Raw genomic sequence first — 23018 nt, 5'->3', positions numbered from 1 at the left:
GTCTAGCTTTGCAGCAACGCCTTCTGCTGGTGAGCCAGCGTATCATTCCTGCCGACAATGTCGCGGATTTTCATATGCCCTTGGCCTGAGAAAGGGCGGGTAACGCAAATCCTGAAGCGCTTAGCAGCGGTCAGCCATGTTCATTCAGGATCTGTGCATCGGAGAGAAGGAGAGGGCGGCAATCCGACCTTGCGCGGGCTGCAGGCAAAGGTGAAGCCGCATTCAAGGCAATCGACCCAATGCTGGATCGATTGCAATCTTGTCGTGAGGCACGCGGGCGTCAAGCCGCGTGCAATTCAGCGTCCAACGGAATTTCGACATCGATCTCCAGGATGGAGACGTGCTGGGTGCGATCCAACTTGATGCTGACACTGTCCGCATCGAGCTGGACGTGCTTGGCGATCACGGCGAGGATTTCTTCCCGCAGGATGGCAACCAGATCCGATTGGCCGAGCGATGATCGTTCATGAGCGAGAAGTACCTGAAGTCGCTCGCGCGCGGTTGGCGCGGACCGCTGCTTGTTGAATATACCGAAAATGTTCATGCAGCCCTCCGACCGAATATCTTCCCGAACAAGCCTTTCTTTTCGCCGGGAATAGCCATGGGCACTTCCTCTCCCGCGAGCCGGCGGGCGGCGTCGAAATAGGCCATAGCAGGCACGCTGCGGTTGTCAGCCAGGGTTACGGGTGCGCCGATATTGGAGGCGCGCAAAACGTCCATGCTTTCCGGAACGATGCCGAGCAGCGGGATCGAGAGAATCTCAAGCACGTCGTCGACCTTCAGCATGTCGCCCCGGTCGGCACGGTTGGCGTCGTAGCGGGTCAGCAGCAGGTGCTTTTCCATGCGCTCGCCCCGCTCGGCCTTGAGGGTCTTGGAGTCCAGCAGGCCGATGATGCGATCAGAATCGCGCACGGAGGATACTTCCGGATTGGTCACGATGACGGCCATGTCCGCATGGCGCATCGCCAGGGTCGCGCCGCGCTCGATACCGGCGGGGCTGTCGCAGATGATCCAGTCGAAATAGCGCTTCAGTTCATTGATCACCCATTCGACGCCTTCAGGGGTGAGGCTGTCCTTGTCGCGGGTCTGGGATGCTGGCAACAGGAACAACGTTTCCAGCCTTTTGTCCCGGATCAACGCTTGCGGCAACTTGGCGTCGCCCTGAATGACGTTGACAATGTCATAGACGACCCGGCGCTCCGCGCCCATGATGAGGTCCAGGTTGCGCAGACCGACGTCGAAGTCGACGAGGACGACCTTTTCATTTCGCATGGCAAGGGCTGCGCCTAGTGCGGCGGTAGACGTCGTCTTGCCAACGCCCCCTTTGCCAGATGTAACGACTATCACTTTCCCCATCTTGCCTTCGCCCCTTTGCTTCTGTTGATCTTCAAACAAGTTTTTGCGCCTTGATCTCGTCGCCTTCCAGCCAGAGCTGGACGGCCTGCCCTTGCAGGTCGGTGGGCATTTCGTCAGCTGTCGTGTAGATGCCGTCGATGGCAAGCAGTTCCGCTTCGAGCTTGCGGCAGAAGATGCGCGCGGAAGAGTTTCCCAACGATCCGGCCAGTGCGCGTCCGCGCAGCGCCCCATAGATATGAACCGAGCCGCCAGCGATGACCTCGGCGCCTGACGCTACCGAGCCCACAATGGTGACGTCACCTTCCGGGAAAATTATCGACTGGCCAGACCGCACGGGCTCCCGGATGATGATCGATTGCATCATCGGTAGAGGTTCCGGCATCGTCTTCTCAACTGGAGCCGGTTTTGCCTCCTCGGTGACCTTCTCTTGCTGCGCGGCTGGCTTCTGGTGCGCAACCGGCTCCGGCTGCGCAACTGATTCCTGCTGCGTGGCCTCGAAATCCGCCGCTGGCCTGCCGCCTTTCATCGCTGGCGGCATGCCAGGTTCGAACAGCGACGGCCTCGCACCTTCGATACCCATGATGCGGACATTGCGCTGGGCAAGTTCCGCCAGCAGGCCTTTCAGCTCTGAGCGGTCTATTGCGAGGTCGGTCACATCCAACACGATCGGACGCTCGAGGAAGAAGCCTGCCGATCGGGCAGCCAGGTCGTCAAGTTTGACGAGCCACTGGCCGAGCGGCATGTCAGGCGACAGCACCATCGCCAGAAACGAGCGACCTTTGATACGTATGGAGCGAGAATCTGTTAGCACTTTGGTAATCTTCGTGAATTTTGTGTTACCCGAGGTCTAAATCGGGATGGTTAACAAATCCTTAATATTCCATGCCTGCCTGAGGCTGGATCGCGTCCGAAGAACGTCTCGGGCAAGCTTGGCGGCCGCTTTGCCAAAGGGCTTCAACCGGTGATCCTCCGGTCATTCGGGTTGGTCTTCCCGGGCATGCGCTCGCCCATCGCCATCCACCTATGCTGAGCAATGCCGCATAATAAATGCGCGGAGTGTGACATTCTTGCTTTGCAGAAACAGGACGGGCCTGCTGAGATGGACGGCCTCCTTCGCCGGGCACTATCGCGAGGCGGACGATCTGCCCGTGCGGGCAATCTGAATCTGACAACGCGGACTATTGGACGGTGGTTCTCCCGCTTCCATTGAGGCGGCATTCTTGGCTTTGTCTTGGCCCTATGCGAAAAGCGCACAAGAGCAACGTGCAAGGCAAGATTGATGAACTCCGTTACAGGCTATTTCGCCCACGCCGAACTGATTGCGGTGCTCGTCGCGGTTACGGGTGATCAGCCGCGGGTGATGACATTGCGCAATGGGGAGGTGCTGCCTTCCGGTCCCTTCGAGATGGGGCATCGTACCTTGCAATCTGGCCTGCGTGAATGGATCCGCGAGAAAACTGCCTATCCGATCGGCTATCTCGAGCAGCTCTACACATTCGCCGATCGCGATCGCGTGGCTGGCGCCAATGGCCGTCGGACAATCTCCATCAGCTATCTCGGCCTCGTCCGGGAGCAGCCTGCGACAGCCGAGACCCAGACGGGATGGCACGGCTGGTACGAGTATTTCCCCTGGGAGGATCATCGCCTGGGGCGGCCCGCGTTGATCGGAGAAATTTGCGCGCTGCTGAATGACTGGGCAGCGCCGAACCGGCAGCACGGAGACGAACTGCGGCGACGGATCGCCCTGACATTCGGGACGGATGGCAACCACTGGAACGAGGATCTGGTCCTGCAGCGCTATGAACTCCTCTACGAAGCCGGCCTATTGGCCGAATCCGGAAACTCCGAGCACATGGGCCTCGGCTGCGCGATGTTCGCCGATCACCGGCGGATTCTGGCGACCGGCATCGCGCGCCTGCGGGCCAAGATCAAATATCGGCCAGTGGTCTTCGAACTGATGCCGGAAAGCTTTACACTTCTCAGGCTGCAGCGCACCGTCGAGGCCTTGGCGGGGCTGACGCTGCATAAACCCAACTTCCGGCGCCTTATCGAACAGCAGGATCTCGTCGAGGAAACCGGCGAAACGGAGAGTGAAAACGCCGGCCGGCCAGCCAAGCTCTTCCGCTTCCGTCACGCTGTTCTTGAAGAGCGGGCTCTGTCGGGATCAAAGCTGCCGATTTCACGCAATTGACATATTCTCAAAGCGAGAATAAATAACGCCCTCATAATACTCGATTCGAGTATAAATGGGAGGTGAAGCATGAATGCCCCGTTTTCAACGTCTGCGCTCTATGAACGCGTTCGCCGCGTCATTCCCATAGCGGAATGGCTGACCTTCGAAGATGACATTGCCGCAATCATCGAACTCAAGCGGCAGCGAAACGCGGTCATCCTCGCCCACAACTATCAGACGCCGGAAATATTCCACTGCGTGGCCGATATCGTCGGAGACAGCCTGGCGCTGGCACGCAAGGCGATAGACGTGGAGGCGGATGTGATCGTGCTGGCTGGCGTCCACTTCATGGCCGAGACAGCAAAACTCCTCAACCCCGGCAAGACCGTGCTGATCCCCGACACGGACGCAGGCTGTTCACTCGCCGAATCCATCACGCCTGAAGATGTGGCGCTGCTGCGACGGGCGCACCCCGGTGTGCCGGTCATTACCTACGTCAATACCTCGGCAGCGGTGAAGGCTGCATCCGACATCTGCTGCACTTCGGGCAATGCCAAGCAAGTGGTGGAATCGCTCGGCGTTCAGCGCGTGCTGATGATCCCGGATGAGTATCTGGCACGCAACGTGGCACTGGAAACCGATGTCGAAATCATCGCCTGGCACGGCCATTGCGAGGTGCACGAACGGTTCTCCGTCGAGGACATCAAGGAACTGAGGGAGAGCCATCCCGGCATCACGGTGCTCGCCCATCCCGAATGCCCACCCGAGGTCGCGGCTGCGGCAGATTTCTCGGGCTCCACGGCTGGCCTTTCCGAATTTGTCGCAACGAACAGGCCGCCGCGCGTGGTGCTGCTGACGGAATGCTCGATGAGCGACAATATCGCGGTGCACTATCCCGATATCGAGTTCATCCGCCCCTGCAATCTTTGCCCGCATATGAAGCGCATCACACTTCCCAGTATTCGCAAGGCGCTCGAGGAGAACCGGCACGAAGTGACGCTGGACCCTGCGACGGCTGTTGGGGCCAGGCATGCGATCGAAAGGATGCTGGCGGTATGACTGGAGAGCTTGCAGCATTCGAGGGCCGTATTGCGATTGTCGGTAGCGGCATTGCGGGGCTTATGACGGCGCTCGAGCTCGCGCCGGAGCCCGTCGTCCTCCTGACAAAATATGGACTTGGCCTGGGGACGTCGAGCGCCTGGGCGCAAGGCGGCATTGCGGCAAGCCTTGGGTCTGATGATAGCGTCGGGTTTCATTTGGCTGATACGCGCGCGGCAGGTGGCGGGCACTGCGACGAGCGCGCTGCGGCCACGATCATCGGGGAGGCGCAGGCAGCGATCGATGCACTTGAGAGTTGGGGTGTTGCCTTCGATCGCAATACGGATGGGAACTTTGCTCTGGGGCTGGAAGCGGCGCACAGCCACAGGAGAATCGTGCACGCTGCTGGCGACGGTACGGGCGTCGCTATCGTCCGTGCACTGGCAAGAGCCGTTGCCGCTACGCCATCGATCACGGTATTGGAAGGAGCAGACGTTCGTCGACTCCTCACATCCGGGGGCAGGATTGCCGGTCTTGTCGGTAAACAAGACGGACAGGCGTTCTCGCTTCGAACAACGCGGGTGGTTCTCGCAACCGGCGGTGTCGGCGGGCTCTACGATGCGACGACAAACCCGCCTGAGAATTTCGGGCAAGGGATAGCGCTTGCCGCTCGTGCGGGTGCGGTGCTGGCCGACATGGAGTTCGTGCAGTTCCATCCGACCGCGCTTGCCCTGGCAAAACAGCCTCTGCCGCTGATCAGCGAAGCCGTCCGCGGCGAGGGGGCCTTGCTGGTCAATGAGCGCGGCGATCGCTTCATGGCTGACACTCCGGGTCTGGAACTCGCGCCAAGAGATGTGGTGGCCCGCGCCATCGGAGCACAGATTGAGCGCGGAGGACGCGTGTTCCTTGACGCTCGAAACTGTGGTGTCCCCTTTGATGCGCGGTTTCCGGCGATATCCAAGATCTGCCGACAGAATGCCATCGATCCGACAACGGAGCCGATTCCAGTTTGCCCGGCTGCCCATTATCATATGGGCGGGGTCGCGACCGACCTCAGCGGACGCAGTTCCGTCACTGGACTTTGGGCGGTGGGCGAGGTGGCTTGCACCGGGTTGCATGGCGCCAACCGGCTTGCCAGCAACTCCCTGCTTGAAGCCACGGTGATGGGATTGAGAGTGGCGCGAGATCTCCTATCCTCGCCGATTGAGCCTGGCAGGCCGTCGCTTGCCAAATCATTGCTTGCGGGAAGGATACTCCTGACGCCCGAAAGTCAAAAAGTGCGTCGCGTCGCATCCAGACATCTCGGCATCGTGCGGCAAGGTTCTGGGATAGAAGAGGCGATCGCAACCCTGCTGCCATGGGCCGAAGGGTTCTCTCCGGCGACAGACCCCGCAACCGTCGGCCTGCTGATCGCCGTCTTCGCGCATTTGCGCCAAGAGTCGCGCGGTGCCCATGCGAGGAGCGATTTCCCAAACAAACAGCCGGTAGGCGATCGTACCATGCTGACCCTATCTGAAGTGCTCGACCTTGCCTGGTCGATCGTTCCGCAAGATTACGCCAGGAGCGCCTGACATGACACTCGTTTCCCCTTCTCGCCTAATCATCGAACCCATCGTGCGGACAGCACTTCTGGAGGATCTCGGCGTGGCCGGTGACATCACGTCGAACGCCGTCATCGCACGGGAGCATCGGTCCTCCGCATTCATCGTCGCGCGCAAACCCGGCGTCGTTGCCGGTCTCGATGTCGCCGAACTGGCCTTCGAGATGGTCGATCCTGCTTTGGTGTTGGAGCGTCGCGTGGAAGATGGTGCATCCGTTGCTGCCGGCGATCTGATCGCCGAAATCCGTGGGCCGACGCGTGGCATGCTGACCGGGGAGCGCACCGCACTCAATTTCCTCGGCCACCTTTCCGGTGTCGCCACGGTCACCGCCGGAATTGTCGACGCGGTCAAGGGGATGGGCGCTGCGATTGCTTGCACAAGGAAGACGACGCCTGGCCTGCGCGCGCTGGAGAAATATGCGGTGCGTGCCGGCGGCGGCATGAACCACCGTTTTTCGCTTTCCGACGCGGTGCTGATCAAGGACAATCACATCGCTTTTGCCGGCGGCGTGGCAGAGGCGATCCGCCGCGCAAAGGCCGGTGTCGGCCATATGGTCAAGATCGAGGTCGAGGTTGATACGCTGGAACAGCTCGAAATGGCGTTGAGCGAAGGCATCGACGCGGTGCTGCTCGACAACATGACGACGGATGATTTGCGACGCGCGGTTTTGATGGTGTCCCGGCGCGCAATCACCGAGGCATCCGGCGGCATCACGCCACAAACAGCGGCCACAATCGCCGCGACGGGGGTCGACTTGATTTCGATCGGTTGGCTGACGCACAGCGCCCCGACCTTGGATTTGGGGTTGGATGTCAACCTGGACCGATAGGATTGGGCCGGCCGCCAGTTCGAATCTACTCAAGGCGACGAATTAAAGTATTGCGCAGCATAGGAGTATTGCCGGCGTTGTCACATTGTTTGTCGGTTAATGACAGTCAGCGGGACGTGGGTACACCAGCTGTCAGCATGCTGTGCAAAGCGCGATGCCTCCTTCGCGATATCCGCAAGCTCTTTCGCTTGCGGCATTTTTTGGGTCCGTCCGGCGATTACCCACCCAGTGCGGTCCGAATGGCATGCACCGCTGTGAGCGCAGTGCGCGTGCGTTGCGTATTCAGGAACTCCGGCCAGCTCGATAGTATCACGACAGCGAAGTCAGAACTTGGATCGATGTAGATCAATTGACCAAAGACGCCCCGCGCCATGTAGGCCCGACGGTGCGGGTCCTCGATCCAGAACTGATTGGAGTAAGCCCCTTGCGGCAGCGTCTCCCTGTAGATGTCTCCAAACATTTCGGGCTTGCCATCGCGAATTTTCTCGATCCAGGAGGCTGGCACCACGCGCCGCCCATTGATCTCGCCTTGTCCGAGATGCATGAGTGCAAAGCGCCCGTAGTCGCGCAAGGTCGCATTGAAGCCACCGTCTCCCAGGGCGTAACCTGCGGGATCGACGGTAAAATAGGCATCCTCCTCCGCGCCAATCGGAGCCCAAAGCTCATGGCTCACCAGGTCGGCAAGTGACATCCCGCTGGCACGCTGCAATACAAAGGCCAGGACATCGGTCTCGATCGAGCGATAGCGGAACGAAGCGCCATGTGCGCATTCGGCCTGCTTGAGCGTCAGAATCAATTCCCATACCGTTTTGGGCCAGGCCGGTTGGCGACCTTTTTTCCAGCCGCTGGCAACGTCCAGCTGCGCCATGTGGGAATCGAGCGCGACGTAGGTTTCATCAAACAGCACGCCACTGGTCATGTCTAACACGTGCTGCACCGTTGCGCCGCGATAGGCTGAGGTCTCCAGTTCCGGTAGATACTGGGTAATCGGAGCGCCCGGATCGACCTGACCACGTCCGATAAGGATCCCGGCGACAGTGCCGACAACGGACTTTGCCACAGATTGCGATAAATGCGGGGTTCTGGCGGCCATTCCATTGAGGTATCGCTCGGCAACCACCTTGCCGCGATGCAAGACGAGGAAGCCGTCGGCATAGTTCGTCTGCAGGAATCCCGAGATGGTCTCCGTTCGACCGTCGATGTCAAACGCGATGCTGTCGACGTCCTGAAGCGCTGTCGGCAGCGGGCTTGCCGGACCCGGGCCACGCCAGACCTGGGTCGTGGGAAGGATGTCGCGTACATTCTGAAAGGACCAGCGGTTCCAGGGCGCGCGATCCCAATCTTCCCGTGGAATGAGGGGGGCGCCCGGAGCATTCGGATCACGGAATGCCAAATCACCATCAAACTTCATATTATAGTGCTTTCATTATATTGGGTCGCGTCAATCCTTGCGCCGCAGGTAGCTTCCACCGACGAACTCGCCGAAGAGGGTCCCAAGCTCGCTCATCGTCGCAAAATTGCGCTTGGCCTTTGGCCCGAGCTTTATGGCGACCGAGTCGATCATCAGGTTGAGGATGACGCCGAGGCTGGCCGTCGAATCCCAGAATGTTTTCACATGCGTGTGGCCCTCGAAGACGAGTGGCGTATAGGTGAAGCCCCAATGACTGTACTTGTCGGTCACGATAATCAGCGGCATTTCCAAAGCCTTGAGCTTTTCTGCCAGTTTCACGCCGCGTGTCGCGTAGGCGGCGGTATCCACCAACACGACAAGGCTCTGCTTGGTGTCGGCTGCGATAATCTCGCCAAAAGTCCCGGTCGCATTTTCCACGAAGATGACGTTGGGGCGCGCCCAAAGCAAACGGCTGGCGAAATCCATTGCCAACCCTTTGGAAGCCTGGAACCCCACCACGTAAATGGTTCGCGTCTTGGCGAGTGCCGTGGCTGCCTCGTCCCAGAGATCTGTGGTGGCGAGCGCATAGGTCTTCACGATCGCATCCAGCTCCAGCCGCAGGCTTTCCTGCAGTTCCTGCTGACGACTGTTGCGCACTTGGAAGCGCGCCATGTAGTCGTCTATTTCTCCGTCCTTCTCGGCGACTGAATCACGCATCCGGTTCTTCAGATCACGAAGGCTCTCGAAGCCAAGGCCGCGCACAAATCGGGTCACGGTCATCTCGCTGACGCCGACGGCGCGCGCGATACTGCTTCCGGTTTCGAAAGGCAGAATCTGGATGTTGTCGATCATGTAGGCGCAAAGGCTCTGCTCCGACGGCGACAATTCGTTCATGCGAGCGCGCAATATCGCCTCGAGATCGATTTTGTCTCCGCTCAGCTCTTGGCCGTCAGTCGGCTTATCACCATTCGTCATTGCCACGTTGATTGCTCCTGGACCTTACCTGCATGCACGGCAGGCACTCCCTGTCCCCAGATGCCCTGACCTTGCTCTAGAATTTCCTCAAGTTGCCTGGCAACTGCAAGCAGCAAATCTTCGCGACCATACCGGGCGATCAACTGACCACCAATCGGCAAGCCGGCTACCGATTGACTGATCGGTAGTGAAATGGCCGGTTGTCCGGTGGCATTGAAAAGTGCTGTAAACGTCTCCTTCGGTTCGAGATCGGCGAAAACACCATCGGCATCGATGCCCGGTCGGGCCGGATCATAGGTGCCGGTCGGCTCGGGAAGGATCGCGCTCGTCGGGGTCAACAGCAGGTCATAGTTGCCGAGGAACCTGCCCAACTGCCGCGTCACCCGATCATAGATCGCAAAAGCGTTGACCAGATCGGCGCCGGTTACCGTGAGGCCGTACCTATAAAGGGCGAGCACGCTCGCTCCCAAGGTGTCCGCATTGATTTCTCGCCTCATATGCGCAGCCATCGCTGGCATACCGGCGGCGCTATCTGCGGCCCAGATCGTCTTTTGCGCCCAGAGAAATTCTGCATAGTCAAATTGCGGCACGGCTTCTTCGACATGGTGGCCGAGGGATTCCAGCCTGGCGCCGGTGGCTCTCACCGCGGCAGCAATTTCCGGCGCGACTCGGCTCCCTGACCAGGACGCCGTGCAAAGCGCGATGCGCTGGCCCTTCGGTGCGTGTTTCATGGCGTTGCTGTAGGTTTCCGTTGGCTGGACGATCTCATACCCATCGCCAGCATCGGGGCCATGGCACAGATCCAGCAGAAGGGCAGTGTCGCGCACCGATCGCGTCAGCATGAATGCCGATGAAAGGCCAAGCAGCGGCGCATTGGCGCGCGGCGAGCCTGTCACGCGCCCGCGTGAGGGCTTCAGACCGATGAGACCGCAGAAGGCGGCCGGGTTGCGGATCGATCCACCACCATCGCTTCCCTGCGCGAAGGGGACAATACCGGCGGCAACTGCCGCCGCAGCGCCGCCACTCGACCCGGCAACGCCACGCGTGGGATCCCATGGATTGCGTGTCGCACCATAGAGCAAAGTTTCTGTGGTGGCAGGCACACCGAACTCCGAGCTCGTGGTGCGGCCGACATTAACAATTCCGCCGTCCCGCAGGCGTTGCCAATACACAGCATCGTGGGCGGCACGGTTTCCCTTTGCAAGCCGGCTGCCGAATTCGGCAGGGCGGCCGGCTTCAATAGGGAAATCCTTCGTCAATGTCGGAATGCCGCAAAAGGGCCCGGCCCGGGGTGTTTCAGGAAGACTGTCGATTGCGTCTCCATAGAGCTCAACAACGGCGTTTATCGTCGGGTTGACGGCTGAAACCGCCCCCGCGACACAGACGCCAAGCTCTCTCGGCGTGACGTCGCCTTTTGCCAACAATTGAGCCAGGCCAACTCCGTCATAGGTAACATATTCATCAAGGTGCATGGCCTATTCCTTGTCGTGCATGGCTATTGGAAGAAATGTGCGTCACCGAACCCACGAGTTCGCGCGTATAGGGATCTTGCGGCCGGTTTAGAACCTGCTGTGTCGGCCCGTTTTCGACAATCCGGCCTCCTTTGAAGACATAGACTCGCTGGCAGATGTTGTTGACGACCGCAAGGTCATGGGAAATGTAGAGAAGCGTCAGCTTCTGCTCGCGTTGCAGGCGGCCCAGGAGTTCAAGAATTTGGGCTTGTGTGGTCACGTCCAGTGCTGAGGTGATTTCGTCAGCGATCAGCAAACGTGGCTGCAAGGCAAGCGCTCTTGCAAGACCAACACGCTGGCATTGGCCACCTGAGAGCTGGCGCGGCTTGCGCCCTCGCAGCGCGCTTGGCAGCTCGACCATGTCCAGCAGTTCATTTGCGCGAACAAGCGCGGAACGACGATCTGCAAGACCATGCCTCCAGAGTGGTTCGGCGACCGCTTCGCAAACGGTCATCCGTGGATTGAGCGAGTCGTAAGGGTTCTGAAAAACCATCTGAACCCGCTGCCTGAAGCGAAGCAGATCGTTGCCTTTTAGTGCATGAACGTCCTGTCCTTCGACACGGATGACGCCAGCACTCGGTCTGTTTTGCAGCACGATCGCCCGAGCCAGCGTACTTTTTCCTGATCCGCTTTCTCCGACGATACCGATCGTTTCGCCAGCGGTAATCTGCAGATCAATCCCATCCAAGGCCAAGAACGAAGATGCACCCTTGGCCGCAGGGGGCCCAAGAAGGCCGCGCGCGGCAGAGAAGGATACTGAGAGCTTTTCGACACTAAGCAACGGCGCGGCTGCCTCCGAAATGGCGGCCTTGTCAACGGAACTTCTCCAACGCCCAGGTTGGGAAGCGATCAAAAGCTGGGTATAGGCGTGCGTCGGCCGATTGATGATCTCCTCAGTCGGGCCCTGTTCGACAATCTCGCCATGGCGCATCACCACGACACGCGAGCAGATTTTCGAAACTGCGGCGAGATCGTGGGAAATCAGGATAATCGCCAACCCACGTTCCCGGTTCAGATCCTTCAAAAGCTTGAGGATGCGTGCCTGAACGGTGACATCGAGGGCCGTGGTCGGTTCGTCGGCAATAAGCAATTTCGGGCCGCATCCGATTGCGGCCGCGATCATCGCCCGCTGCTTCATTCCACCGGAGAATTCGTGCGGATAGGACCGGGCACGCTTTTCGGGATCCGGGATGCCCACATCCTCGAGCAGACCGATTGCCCGGTGCATAGCTTCGCGCTTGGAAAGCCCCAGATGGCGAACCATGGGGGCAGCGATCTGTTTTCCTATGCGGCGCAATGGGTCGAGATGGGAAGCGGGATTCTGGAAGATCATTCCGAGCTCGCGGCCGCGAATGGAGCACAACTGTTCCTCCGCCAGGCCAAGTAGCTCGCCGCCCTGGAACTTTACCCGTCCCTCCGCTGTTGCAGATCCGGGCAGAAGACCCATCAGGGCGCGACAGGTGATCGACTTTCCGGAACCGCTTTCCCCGACAATACCGAGAATTTCCCCGGCCCTTACGTCGAACGAAACCCCTTTCACGGCGGCAAGCGACCCGAAAGCGACAGTGAGGTTTTCTACTTGCAGGAGAGGTGGCGCGTTGTTCGTCATGTTCATATGGCTACCTCACGGCGTTGCATTTGCCCCAAGCCATCTCCGAGGAAGGCAAAGCCAAGCCCAAGTGAAATGGCGGCCAGGCCCGGAAACAGGCAGATCCACCAGGCCTGCTGCACAAAAGCTTGCCCGTCCGCGATGATCACTCCCCATTCGGCAAGTGGCGGCTGGGCACCCATGCCGAGAAATCCGAAACTCGCACCGGCGAGCATCACGAGCACCGCGTCGCTGACAGCGTAGGCGATAATCGGCCCGAAGGCGTTCGGCAGCACATGGCGAAAGAGGATCGCTCGCTTTGGGTAGCCGAGGCACTCCGTCGCCCGTATGTATTCGCTCTGGCGAACGGTCAGAACTTCCGCCCGGACCAGACGCGCATAACTGACCCAACCGACAAGGGTGAGGGCTATCACGAAGTTTATCAGGCCAGGCCCAAGAACGCCGACGATTGCGAGAACAAGTACGAAGAATGGGAAGGCCACGGTCAAATCATATAGCCGCATGAAAAGGCTATCGATCAGGCCGCCGAAATAGCCGCTCAACAATCCGACAAACGTACCGATAAGAAGCGGCGGCAGAACGCCGATTACACAAAGGAAGAGATCGACGCGAGCGGCGTATATGACCCTTGAAAAGACATCGCGCCCGACTTGATCGGTGCCGAACCAATGTGCTGTACTCGGTGCTGCCAGCATGCTGCCAAAATCGATCGCGTCGGGATCGTAGGGGGCGATCAAGGGCGCCGCCAGCGCAACAAGGAGCCATCCACCGAGTATCGCAATCGCGATCATCATCGTCGGGCTCAGATGGATGGCGCGCCGAGTTGCTGCGGTTGACGTGGAAACGTATGACATGGTGGTTTTCCTCACAGTCTTATGCGCGGATCGATGACGGCCGACATCAGGTCGACTGCCAACGTGACCAGAACCGTCGAACAGGCAAAGACTAGAGTTAGCCCTTGGACGACATAGTAGTCCCGGCCGAGAAGCGCGCTGACCATCAGCGAACCAAGGCCGGGGATCGCATAAACGGTCTCGACGATGATTGCCCCGCCGATCATGAAGGCGATCATGACCCCGAGCAGGTTCAATGTCGGCAGAACGGAGTTCGGCAGGATCGTGTTCCAGAATATCTCCCGTTCACTTGCTCCTTGCGCGCGGGCGGTGGTGACGAAATCGGCGGTCGCCTTTTCGATCAGGGCGGCGCGAAGACTTTGAATTAGCACCGGAACTAGCCAAATCGCCGTGGAAAGAGCCGGCAGGAACAGGTGATGCAGATGCTCGGTGAATCCATCGCCGTAGCCTGAGACTGGAAACCAGCCGAGACCCACCCCGAAGAACCGCGACATCATGATGCCGAGCCAGAAAACCGGGATGGTAAGGCCGACGATACCGATGACACGCACCACCTGGTCAACCGTACCTCCGGGTTTGCGGGCGCTGGCGATGGCAAGCGCCACGGTCGGAGGGACGGCAAGGACCACTACGTATCCAGTGAGAAACAATGTCGGCCACATGAACCGCGAGATCAGTTCGCTGACAGGCCGCTGGAAGCGCAATGACAGCCCGATATCACCACTGAGCAGGTTGAAAAAATAGGTCGCATATTGCCGCCAGAGGGACTGATCCAGCCCGTATTCCGAGCGGATAGCAGCGATTGTCTCAGCGCTCGCCCGGTCGCCAGCGAGCAAGCGCGCCGGATCGCCTGGGGCAAGATGCAACAGCAGGAATGTTACGGCGCTGATCCCGATCAACACGCCGAATAGCTGCAGCAGCCGCCGCATCATGAGTAGCAGGAGGTTCAATCTCATTCTCCAATGAGGGGGAACGGCGGTGTGCTTTCTGGATCTGCACACCGCCGTTTTGTTTCCGCTTACTTGGTGAAGGTCGTATCTTCGAGCGTCCACTGCAGTGTCGGGGTGAGTTTGATCCCCTCAAGGCGCTTGGAGTAGGCGACCGCGTTTGGAGCGTAGTAGAGCGGAATCTGCGCCACCTCTTCGGTCGTGATCCTCTGGATTTCCTTGTAGATCTCAGCGCGCTTCACCGGGTCGCCTTCCTTGGTTCCCTGCTCCACCAGTTCATCCACCTTGGGATTGTTGTAGAAGGTGTTGTAGGAATTCGAGCCACAGGAGCCGCAAACCGCCCAGCGAACGGCGAGATCCGGGTCAGGCGTTTCGTTGTACCACCAGTTGGCCGCCGCATCGTAGTCGCCCTTGCCGGTCGCATCCCACCACGCGCCGGAATCGACGTTCACGATCACCGGCTTCAGGCCAATCGCCTGCCACTGTGCCTGAAGGAGGAGAGCCATTTGCTGTTCGGTAGCGCCCGAGGTCGCAAGGATCTTGACTTCACGGCCCTCCATGCCGGACTCGGCCAGCAACTGTTTTGCCTTCGCAATATCGACGGGAATGCCTGGATTGTCCTTGTCATGGAAATCGATGCTGCCCGGAAGGGTCGTGTTGGCGGGCTGGGCATAGCCCCGTGTAATCGCCTTCGCCATGGCCTTGTTGTCGATTGCATAGGCCGCGGCCTGCCTGGCCTTCATGTTGGAGAAGGGTTCGCGTTTGTTGTTAAGCAGGGTCATGTAGATCGTGGTCGACGGTTCGAGCCGCATATCGACGCTGTCGGTCGCCTTTAGATCGTCGATCTGTGCCCACTGCACCGAGCGCATGACGTCAGCCTCGCCGGCTTTCAGCATGGCGACACGGGTCTCCGGCGAGGCCACCTCGCGAAGCTCGACCGTTGCATCCGATTTCGGGTAACCCTTGCGCCAATAGTGCGCATTCGGTTGCAGCACCAGCTTTTCGTTGGGCTTCCATTCCTTCACCGTATAGGGTCCAGAGGTGATCGGGGCGGTTGCGAATGCCTTTTCTGCTCCCTGCTTTTCGACGTCGGCCTTGGACACGATGCCCATGTTCCAGATTTCGAGATTGCCGAGGAATGGCGCAAAGGCCGACTTCAACGTGATCACAACCGTCTTCGGATCGGCTGCAGACACAGCCTCGACCGCACCCAAAGGCGCCGGATAGGCCGACTTCTTGTCGCTGCGGATGCGCTCGAGGCTGAAGGCGACGTCGCCGGCAGTTATCGGCGAACCGTCAGAAAATTGCGCGTCACGCAAATGGAACGTGTAGGTGCGTCCATCGGCAGAAACATCCCAGCTCTCTGCAAGCCCAGGCTCCAGCGCCCCGGTGGTTGGGTTTCGCTGCAAGAGACGGGCATAAAGCTGGCCATAGGTCTCGATGTTTCCCGCTCCGGCGGAGCGCATCGGGTCGAGCGTTGTCGTCGGAAAAGGTGAAACGATCCGGATAACCTCGGCAGCGGTAGCCGGCAGCACCGCGAACGCGGCAACGCCAACTGCTAGACTCGTCGCAATCAACCTTAAAATCTTCATGGTCGCGTTCCTCCCGGCGCTGTGTGGCATCAACGTTATGACGCCTACGAGTTCAAGCTATGTTATTTTTTCAACATGAGTCAACATAAAAGATGAAAAACTAACAGCGCTTGGATCCTGTTTGCAAACCGGTTCGTGAGAAAACATCTGAGAGGGCAAGGCCGTTCGCCCCGTATGATGATCGACTGACAAGCTCCGGTCCCATGGCGCCGCAAAACGCGAAATGCCCAGCGTCTGGTTCCGCTCGACGTCAAACAGGGCGGGAAAATCCATACTTAAGGTCAGCAGTCCGTTAAGCGCGAAGATTTGTGACAGATCAGTTTTTTCCTAATCATTGGCCCAGCAAAGACTATTTCGCTGGAGCGAAGTCACACGATAGACCGTCATCACGGATGGGGCGGGCGAGCATGACCATCAAGGTCTACTCAGGTGCCGGTTGCAGCGCCATGCGATGATTCAACAGAGCACGGGAGACTTCCTTGACAGCGATGACGGAACCAGAACGCATAGAAGTGGACTCAATTGGTCCCGTGGCGATCCCAGTTGATGCATACTATGGGCCACAGACTGCCCGCGGCATCGTCAATTTCCCTATATCGGGCATTCCGATAAGTCATTTTCCGCGCTTCATAAAGTCGCTTGCATACGTGAAAATGGCCGCAGCCCGCGCCAACGTCAGACTAGGCGGTCTAGATCCAGGCAAAGGTGATGTGATTTGCCGCGCCTGCGAGGAGATCATATCCGGTCAGCATCTTGGTGCGTTTCCTCTCGATGTTTTCCAGGGAGGTGCTGGGACTTCAACGAACATGAACATCAACGAGGTTATCGCCAATCGAGGTCTCGAGATTCTTGGGTTACCCCGTGGCGACTATGCGGCCTTGCACCCGAACAACGACGTGAATCTCTCGCAGTCGACTAACGACGTATACCCCACCGCCATTCGCCTCGCGATCCTTTTGTCACATGAACAGCTTGGCGAAGCACTTGAGCTCCTCGCAGGCGCGTTCGAGGCGAAGGCAAGCAGCTTTGCCGACATACTCAAACTCGGTCGCACACAGCTGCAGGATGCGGTGCCGATGACGCTGGGACAGGAGTTCGGGGCGTACGCCATAACGTTGCGCGAGGACGTCGCCAGACTTGGAGAAATCACATCGCTCTTTCGCGAGGTAAATCTTGGGGGAACCGCGATTGGAACCGGAATCAACACGAGTTCCGACTACCAAGCCGCAGCCGTCGATGAATTACGCAAAGTCACGGGACTGCCCGTCGTGTTGGCAGGTAATTTGATCGAAGCCTGCTGGGACACGGGTGCCTTCGTCCTGTTTTCGGGCATGTTGAAGAGGACTGCCACGAAGCTGTCGAAAATCTGCAACGACCTTAGACTTCTTTCAAGCGGGCCGCGCGGTGGTCTGAATGAAATAAACCTGCCGGCTCTGCAGCCCGGTTCATCGATCATGCCTGGCAAGGTTAATCCGGTTGTGCCCGAGGTGGTCAACCAGGTCGCGTTTCAGATCATCGGCTATGACCTGACGATCACTCTTGCCTCGGAGGCCGGGCAACTCCAGCTGAACGTGATGGAGCCGGTTATCGCATACAACGTGTTGCATTCGATCGAGCTCCTCACGAATGCGGTCAACACACTGCGCACGAAGTGCGTCATGGGAATTTCCGCAAACCCCGAGACCTGCAGGAAACATCTTGAAGCCAGTACCGCCGTAGCCACAGCGCTTACACCAGCAATCGGCTATGAGCGTGCGGCCGACCTGGCCAAGCAGGTACTGGTCACCGGAAAAACGATCCGCGAAATCCTTTCGGAACAAGATGACCTGTCCGAGGATCTTATCGCCCAAACTGCGGATTTGCACATGTTGGTACGACCGACGCCGTCCAAGATAGCGTCATAACATTTCCTACTTTCGTTCCCAGCAGGCCACAACCTAAGCCCTGCCAACTGCTCGGCGTTTTTTGAAACGCCGAGCTTTTCCACGACATCCTTCGGCATCATTCCAAGTCGAAGTACGATGAGCAGGTCAAAAACCCAAGAAGTCGGCTATTGGAGGCAGACTTCGAGCGAGGTTTTGCAGCCAGCTGCCGCTAGAGATAAAGATGACGGATCGTGTCATCCTTTAGAAGATCAGCGCTCAGCCCGCTGAGAACGATCCGTCCCCGGATCAGGAGATAGCCGCGCTCGGCGATTGACAATGCGGTCTCTGCATTCTGTTCGATCAGCAGCACGGCTTTGCCCTCGTCGCGAATTCGGGCGACGATCTGGAAGTATTCGTCGATCAATTTGGGCGAGAGGCCAAGTGACGGTTCATCCATCACGACAAGGGAGGGATCGGCAATCAGCGCGCGGGCTAACGCCACCATAGCCTGCTCGCCCCCGGACATTGTTCCCGCCTTTTGCCCCAATCTCTCGCGAATACGAGGGAACAGATCCGCCATGCGATCGATCTGAGATTTGAAATCAAGCGCCGGGTTGCGCGCGGCATCGAACGCAAGACGCAAGTTTTCGCGCACTGTCAACGTGGGAAAGAGACGCCGCCCCTCGGGGACGAAACCTGCGCCGAGACTCGCAAGCCGCTCGGTGCCACGCTCCTTTACGTCCCTTCCGGCAATGCGAATTGTGCCGGTGTCGCTGCGCAAGAGGCCGCAAATGGCGTTGAAAGTCGTGCTTTTCCCTGCGCCATTGGGCCCGAGCAGACACACCATCTCGCCTGGCCCAACGTGCAGGGATACATCGCGGAGCATCGGCACTGGGCCGTAATTGGTACTGACAGAGTTCATCTCAAGCATGTTTTGCGGCCTTTTGTCCAAGATAGGCTTCCTGTACGCGCGGCATCAGCCGCACTTCGCTGAAGTCGCCGTCGGCAATCTTCCGGCCGTAATCGATCACGGCAACCCGGTCGGGCAACGTGGCGACCAACCGCATGTCGTGTTCGATGATCAGGAACGAAAGGCCCGGCCGTTCGACCATGAGCCGGCGCACGTCAGCGATGAGCGCATCGGTATCGCGGTCATCCATGCCGGAGGACGGTTCGTCCAGCATGATGACCTTAGGCTCGGAGGCGAGGGCGCGGGCGATTTCCAATCGACGACGGTCGGCTTGCGGCAATGCACCCGCAAGCGTATGTCGACGTGCGTAGAGGTGTGGTGAGACCGCGCGGATCAGTTCGCCCGCTCGCTCGGCTGCGGCCTCTAGTTCAGCCCTCGCCTTGGCAGGGCGAAGCAGGGCGTCCAATACCCCGGAACTGGTGCGCGTGTGCATTCCTATCAGCACGTTATCAAGCAAGGTCAAGTCGTTGAAAAGCCGGCTGGACTGGAAGGTCCGAGCAATGCCCGCCGCAGCGATACGGTGGACGGGCCATCCTGTGATGTCCTGTCCCTCCAGCTTCACACTTCCCTGGGTCGGGCGATAGATGCCCGAGATCAGGTTTAGCAGCGTGGATTTCCCGGCGCCATTCGGGCCGATGATGCAGACGATCTCGGAAGCGTTGAGGGCGAGATTGACCTCCGCTACCGCGACAAGGCCGCCAAAGCAGATCGATAGATCGCGAACATCCAGGAGCGGGCGGTTCATTGGTTGGCTCCGTAGTTTCTGGCGCGCTGCGGGAAAAGTCCCTGCGGGCGCAAGATGAGGAACAGAATGACGACAACACCAACGAAAAGAAGCCGATAGTCCGAGAAGATACGAAGCTTCTCCGGCAGCATCGTCAAAAGAAATGCGCCGATGATAACGCCGAGCGTGTTGTCCATGCCGCCGACGATAACCATCGTCATGATCGTCACCGAGACCAGGAAGGTGAAGTTGTCGGGAGAGATGTAGCTGACGTAAAATGCATAAATTGTGCCGGCGAATGCTGCGAGGAAGGCGTCAACGCCAAATGCAAGCATCTTGTACCGCACGATGTCGATGCCTTGGCAACGCGCGGCAAGCGGGTCGGCGCGCAAGGCGTTCCACGCCAGTCCCACGCGGCTTTCGTGGAGCCGTCGAGCTGCGACAATCGACAGGCCAACCAGGGCCGCCGACAGGTAGTAGAAGTTGGCTTGGCTGGGCAGGCGGAATCCGAAGATCTCAATCGGCCGGGCAAAGGAATGTCCGAATAGGGTCGGGGCCGGGATGCCCACCACGCCATTCGGACCGCCAGTCCAGGTGAAATTGTTCAGGAGCTGATGGACGACGATGGCAAACGCGATTGTGACGAGCGCAAGATAGCTGTCCTTGGTGCGCATCGACGGAAAGCCGAGCATAAAGCCAAATAGCGTAGCCACGACTGCCGATACGGGGAGGGTAAGCCAGAAAGAGACACCGAAGTTGACCGCCAGAAGGGCTGAAGTGTAAGCCCCGATCCCATACGAAGCACCCGTAGCGAAATTCGGAATGTTGGCACTTCCAAGCTGGAAATTCAGCGCCAGAGCCAGAACGGCGTAAAGTTGCGACACGATAAGAAGGTGAAGCACGTAGCTATTTCCCTGCATGAAGAAGGGATATGCAACGACAAGGATTGATCCCAGCACGACAGCGAGGCGCCGTTGGTCATGGAAAGCGGCGACGATCCGCTCCTCGATCTGTGGGCGCATTTGAAGCAGGCCAAAGATGGCGCCCATCACCGCGAGCAACAGGACGACGATTGCGGTTATGTCCGTGAGCAGGAAAGCACCCAGAAGGGCCGCTCCTCCTATCTCTACCGCAGTAACGATTGCAGCATTTGTTACAACACCCTGGCGATCAACCAAGACGTCGGTGTCAATTCTGGTTTGTGACATGGATCAGACTTTCTCGAAGACGGGCTTGCCCAATAGGCCTGCGGGTTTCAGCACAAGGACCAGAATGGTCAGTACGAACATGAACACGAGCCGGTAGGATGCCCCGTCAGGAACTGCGATCTGGACGAGTACATCGACGCCAGCAATCAACAGACTGCCGAGGATGGCGCCCTGCATCGAGCCGAGCCCTCCGATCACAGCCGCGGAGAAGCCGATCAGGCCAAGCTGAACGCCAAAATCGAAACGCACCACCCCGGCGTGGCTGACGAAAAACACAGCGCCGATCGCGCCCACTGCCGAGGCGATGAAGAAGGTGATGGCAAAGATCTGGTTCGGCCTGATAGCCATCAGGCGCGCAATGTTGCGATCTTCGGCGACGGCGCGGATCCGCATCCCGACAGACGTGTGAGTGAGCAGGGCGAAGAGTGCCACGACCATGGCGACACTGACGCCAATTACGATCAGGCTGAAGGTCGGTATGACGAATTCCCCGATTTGAAACGCCCCGGTTGAGATCGCGGGGAAGGGCTTGGGGTTCGAACCCTGGGGATAGAAAGTGCGGATCATTTCGCGGATCACGGTTCCGAGCGCCACGGTTGCTACCAGCGCCATCATAGCCGGCGCACTCCGGAACCGCCGGATCACCAGCCAGTCAAGCAGAACGCCCAACAGGCCGATCGCGACCATCGAGGCCAGAATAGCCAGCAAAAGCGCGACAGGCGCGCCCAGCGGCGCGGCGACAGTCGTAACGGCTTGCACGGCCGCAAGCGCCACGAATGGCGCGACCATCGCGACGTCGCCATGGGAAAAATGGATGACGTCCAGGACGCCGAATAGCAGACTGAAGCCCAGCGCAAGTAAGGTATAGATGCTGGCGAGCACCAGCCAGTTGAGCAAATGCTGCGCAACCAGAGCGTCCATATGAATTCTCCCTCATTATTGTGCAGCGGCTTTTCAAGTCTTCCTCGTGACCTGGCGCTGTTCTGGGGGATTATTGGCCTCATCCGAGCCGACGCAAGTGAAAGCTCGTGGCCAATGGCAAGGGTTTTCTGATCCAGCCCATCAGAAATTACGACTTTCTGACTCCGCTCTCATCCAGCAGCTTTCATGCGTGGCTGACGCATAGGGCGATTTCGGAATGCTTCCACCAGATCGTCACGGCCAAAAACAGAAACGAGAGGGTGAACAAAATGAAAGAACTGATTATGCGCCGTCGGACTATTTTGGCCGGGCTGATGCTGTCAGCGACGATGACCGCAATGCCGGCGGCAGCTCAGGAAAAGCCTCATATCAAGCTAGGCTTCATTGGCCCTATCAGCGGCGGCAATGCCCAACAGGGTCTCGGAGCTCGAAACGGTTTCCTCTTGGCGATCGAACAGGCGAACGCCTCGGGCTATCCCTACCAGGTGGAGTCAACAGCACTCGATGACGCCTCAGATCCCCAAACGGGCGTTGCGGCGGCATTGAAGCTCGTCAACGATCCCGGCGTCGTTGCGGCGATTGGACATTGGAACAGCCCGGTGGCCCTGGCAACCATGCCGGTCTTCAACCGCTTCCAGGTTCCAATGATCGTTTGGGGCGCCATCAGCCCCAAGATCACCGAACAGAACCTGCCGGAGATTACCCGCGTCACACCGACTCTCGTCACTGAGAACAAGCCATTGGCGGATTGGGCAGCTACAAAACTCGGCGCCAAGAAAATAGCAATCATCGCAGACACCAGCGATTACGGGACCTCCAATACGGAGGCTTTCGACAAGTTTTTCACAGACGCGGGCGGCAAAATCGTCGGCAAAGATCTCTTCCCGGTTGGTACGGTCGATTTCCGCACGACCCTCACCAAGCTGCGGGAGACCGCTCCGGACGCCATATATTTCGGAGGCGTGATCGCCGAAGCCGGGATCCTGCGCAAGCAGATGGTGGAGATCGGGCTAAAAATCCCGATGATTGGCATATCGGGCTTCTACGATCCTGAATTCATTACACTTGCCGGCGCGGCTGCCGATGGCACCATGGTCAGCTACCCGGCCTCGCAATCAAATCCCCGGCTCGAAAAGATGAACGCCGACTATAAGGCGCGCGCTTTTGTCGAGGAGACCAGTCCATACACCAAGTACGCATTCGACGCGACGAACATCCTCCTGGCCGCAATCAAGGAAACGGGGATCGAAGACAAGGAAGCGCTGGCCAAGGCTATTCGCGCGATCAAGTACGACGGTGCGCTCGGCGAGACGACTTTCGATACGAACGGACAAACCCAGATACCGGTCGCGATTGAAATCAAAGAGGTGCGCAACGGCACGTGGGAAACCCACTCCCAGTAAGCACGCCCCTCCGATGCCGGAAACGTCCGGCATCGGAAAAACTGCTGCATAG

Annotated in this window: 20 protein-coding genes; 6 read left to right on the top strand and 14 right to left on the bottom strand. The window is 58.9% G+C overall.

Annotated elements, in window-relative coordinates; genetic code table 11:
* Nucleotides 1-280: 280 nt before the first annotated feature.
* From minE to minC, 3 genes are read right to left on the bottom strand one after another with little or no spacing between them, the layout of a single operon-like run.
* Nucleotides 281-544 (bottom strand): cell division topological specificity factor MinE, encoded by a 264-nt coding sequence (gene minE / locus JJB09_RS17070; RefSeq protein WP_201660715.1) that lies wholly within the window; start codon nt 542-544, stop codon nt 281-283.
* The gene (gene minD / locus JJB09_RS17065; RefSeq protein WP_201660712.1) at nt 541-1356 is read right to left on the bottom strand and encodes a septum site-determining protein MinD; all 816 of its coding nucleotides are present in this window, start codon (nt 1354-1356) and stop codon (nt 541-543) included. Before minD ends, minE begins: the two co-directional genes overlap by 4 nt.
* Nucleotides 1357-1387: 31 nt before the next feature.
* On the bottom strand, nt 1388-2176 hold the full coding sequence (gene minC, locus JJB09_RS17060) for a septum site-determining protein MinC (protein WP_201660972.1): 789 nt from the start codon (nt 2174-2176) through the stop codon (nt 1388-1390).
* Between the two features lie 459 nt (nt 2177-2635).
* Between minC and JJB09_RS17055 the strand changes: the two genes are divergently transcribed.
* The 4 genes from JJB09_RS17055 to nadC all read left to right on the top strand — a co-directional run bounded on the left by JJB09_RS17055 (nt 2636) and on the right by nadC (nt 6997).
* Nucleotides 2636-3547 carry an NUDIX hydrolase gene (locus JJB09_RS17055; RefSeq protein ID WP_201660710.1) on the top strand — a complete coding sequence of 304 codons (912 nt, stop codon included), beginning with the start codon at nt 2636-2638 and terminating at the stop codon, nt 3545-3547.
* 69 nt (nt 3548-3616) lie between these two features.
* Nucleotides 3617-4588, top strand: coding sequence for a quinolinate synthase NadA (nadA, locus tag JJB09_RS17050; protein WP_201660707.1), 972 nt, complete (start codon nt 3617-3619; stop codon nt 4586-4588).
* Entirely contained in the window at nt 4585-6138 is a 1554-nt protein-coding gene (locus tag JJB09_RS17045) for an L-aspartate oxidase (protein WP_201660704.1), read from the top strand. The genes nadA and JJB09_RS17045 overlap by 4 nt, the downstream gene beginning before the upstream one ends.
* Before the next feature lies 1 nt (nt 6139).
* Entirely contained in the window at nt 6140-6997 is an 858-nt protein-coding gene (gene nadC, locus JJB09_RS17040; protein ID WP_201660701.1) for a carboxylating nicotinate-nucleotide diphosphorylase, read from the top strand.
* A gap of 217 nt (nt 6998-7214) precedes the next feature.
* Here nadC and JJB09_RS17035 read toward each other — a convergent pair whose 3' ends face one another.
* The 7 genes from JJB09_RS17035 to JJB09_RS17005 form a co-directional block, all read right to left on the bottom strand.
* Entirely contained in the window at nt 7215-8408 is a 1194-nt protein-coding gene (locus JJB09_RS17035) for a serine hydrolase domain-containing protein (protein ID WP_201660699.1), read from the bottom strand.
* Nucleotides 8409-8438: 30 nt separating this feature from the next.
* Complete coding sequence (locus JJB09_RS17030; protein ID WP_201660969.1) at nt 8439-9362, bottom strand: MurR/RpiR family transcriptional regulator; 924 nt, start codon at nt 9360-9362, stop codon at nt 8439-8441.
* Nucleotides 9359-10834 carry an amidase gene (locus JJB09_RS17025; protein WP_201660696.1) on the bottom strand — a complete coding sequence of 492 codons (1476 nt, stop codon included), beginning with the start codon at nt 10832-10834 and terminating at the stop codon, nt 9359-9361. The genes JJB09_RS17030 and JJB09_RS17025 overlap by 4 nt, the downstream gene beginning before the upstream one ends.
* Nucleotides 10824-12488: an ABC transporter ATP-binding protein gene (locus tag JJB09_RS17020; protein WP_201660693.1), complete on the bottom strand. Its 1665-nt coding sequence runs from the start codon at nt 12486-12488 to the stop codon at nt 10824-10826. The genes JJB09_RS17025 and JJB09_RS17020 overlap by 11 nt, the downstream gene beginning before the upstream one ends.
* On the bottom strand, nt 12485-13336 hold the full coding sequence (locus JJB09_RS17015) for an ABC transporter permease (RefSeq protein WP_201660690.1): 852 nt from the start codon (nt 13334-13336) through the stop codon (nt 12485-12487). The genes JJB09_RS17020 and JJB09_RS17015 overlap by 4 nt, the downstream gene beginning before the upstream one ends.
* An 11-nt stretch (nt 13337-13347) precedes the next feature.
* Entirely contained in the window at nt 13348-14292 is a 945-nt protein-coding gene (locus JJB09_RS17010; protein ID WP_425523736.1) for an ABC transporter permease, read from the bottom strand.
* Nucleotides 14293-14354: 62 nt separating this feature from the next.
* A complete protein-coding gene (locus tag JJB09_RS17005) occupies nt 14355-15875 on the bottom strand; it encodes an ABC transporter substrate-binding protein (RefSeq protein WP_246748762.1) in 1521 nt (506 codons plus the stop codon).
* A gap of 488 nt (nt 15876-16363) precedes the next feature.
* On the opposite strand from JJB09_RS17005, the gene JJB09_RS17000 reads away from it, so the two are divergent.
* Nucleotides 16364-17779: an aspartate ammonia-lyase gene (locus JJB09_RS17000; RefSeq protein ID WP_201660963.1), complete on the top strand. Its 1416-nt coding sequence runs from the start codon at nt 16364-16366 to the stop codon at nt 17777-17779.
* Between the two features lie 190 nt (nt 17780-17969).
* Here JJB09_RS17000 and JJB09_RS16995 read toward each other — a convergent pair whose 3' ends face one another.
* The 4 genes from JJB09_RS16995 to JJB09_RS16980 are packed head-to-tail and all read right to left on the bottom strand — an operon-like array spanning nt 17970 to nt 21563.
* Nucleotides 17970-18671 (bottom strand): ABC transporter ATP-binding protein, encoded by a 702-nt coding sequence (locus JJB09_RS16995; RefSeq protein ID WP_201660684.1) that lies wholly within the window; start codon nt 18669-18671, stop codon nt 17970-17972.
* Nucleotides 18664-19455, bottom strand: coding sequence for an ABC transporter ATP-binding protein (locus tag JJB09_RS16990; RefSeq protein ID WP_201660681.1), 792 nt, complete (start codon nt 19453-19455; stop codon nt 18664-18666). Before JJB09_RS16990 ends, JJB09_RS16995 begins: the two co-directional genes overlap by 8 nt.
* The gene (locus JJB09_RS16985) at nt 19452-20642 is read right to left on the bottom strand and encodes a branched-chain amino acid ABC transporter permease (RefSeq protein ID WP_201660678.1); all 1191 of its coding nucleotides are present in this window, start codon (nt 20640-20642) and stop codon (nt 19452-19454) included. The genes JJB09_RS16990 and JJB09_RS16985 overlap by 4 nt, the downstream gene beginning before the upstream one ends.
* Nucleotides 20643-20645: 3 nt before the next feature.
* Nucleotides 20646-21563, bottom strand: coding sequence for a branched-chain amino acid ABC transporter permease (locus JJB09_RS16980; RefSeq protein ID WP_201660675.1), 918 nt, complete (start codon nt 21561-21563; stop codon nt 20646-20648).
* Nucleotides 21564-21832: 269 nt separating this feature from the next.
* Here JJB09_RS16980 and JJB09_RS16975 point away from each other — a divergent pair, with 269 nt between their 5' ends.
* Nucleotides 21833-22966 carry a branched-chain amino acid ABC transporter substrate-binding protein gene (locus JJB09_RS16975; RefSeq protein ID WP_201660672.1) on the top strand — a complete coding sequence of 378 codons (1134 nt, stop codon included), beginning with the start codon at nt 21833-21835 and terminating at the stop codon, nt 22964-22966.
* The last annotated feature ends 52 nt before the right edge of the window (nt 22967-23018 follow it).

It is taken from the genome of Phytoamicus setariae (genome assembly GCF_016722925.1).
Taxonomy (GTDB): Bacteria; Pseudomonadota; Alphaproteobacteria; order Rhizobiales; family Rhizobiaceae; genus Rhizobium_E; species Rhizobium_E setariae.
Note: the sequence above shows the minus strand (reverse complement) of the source record. Positions and strands in the feature narration are given on the sequence as shown.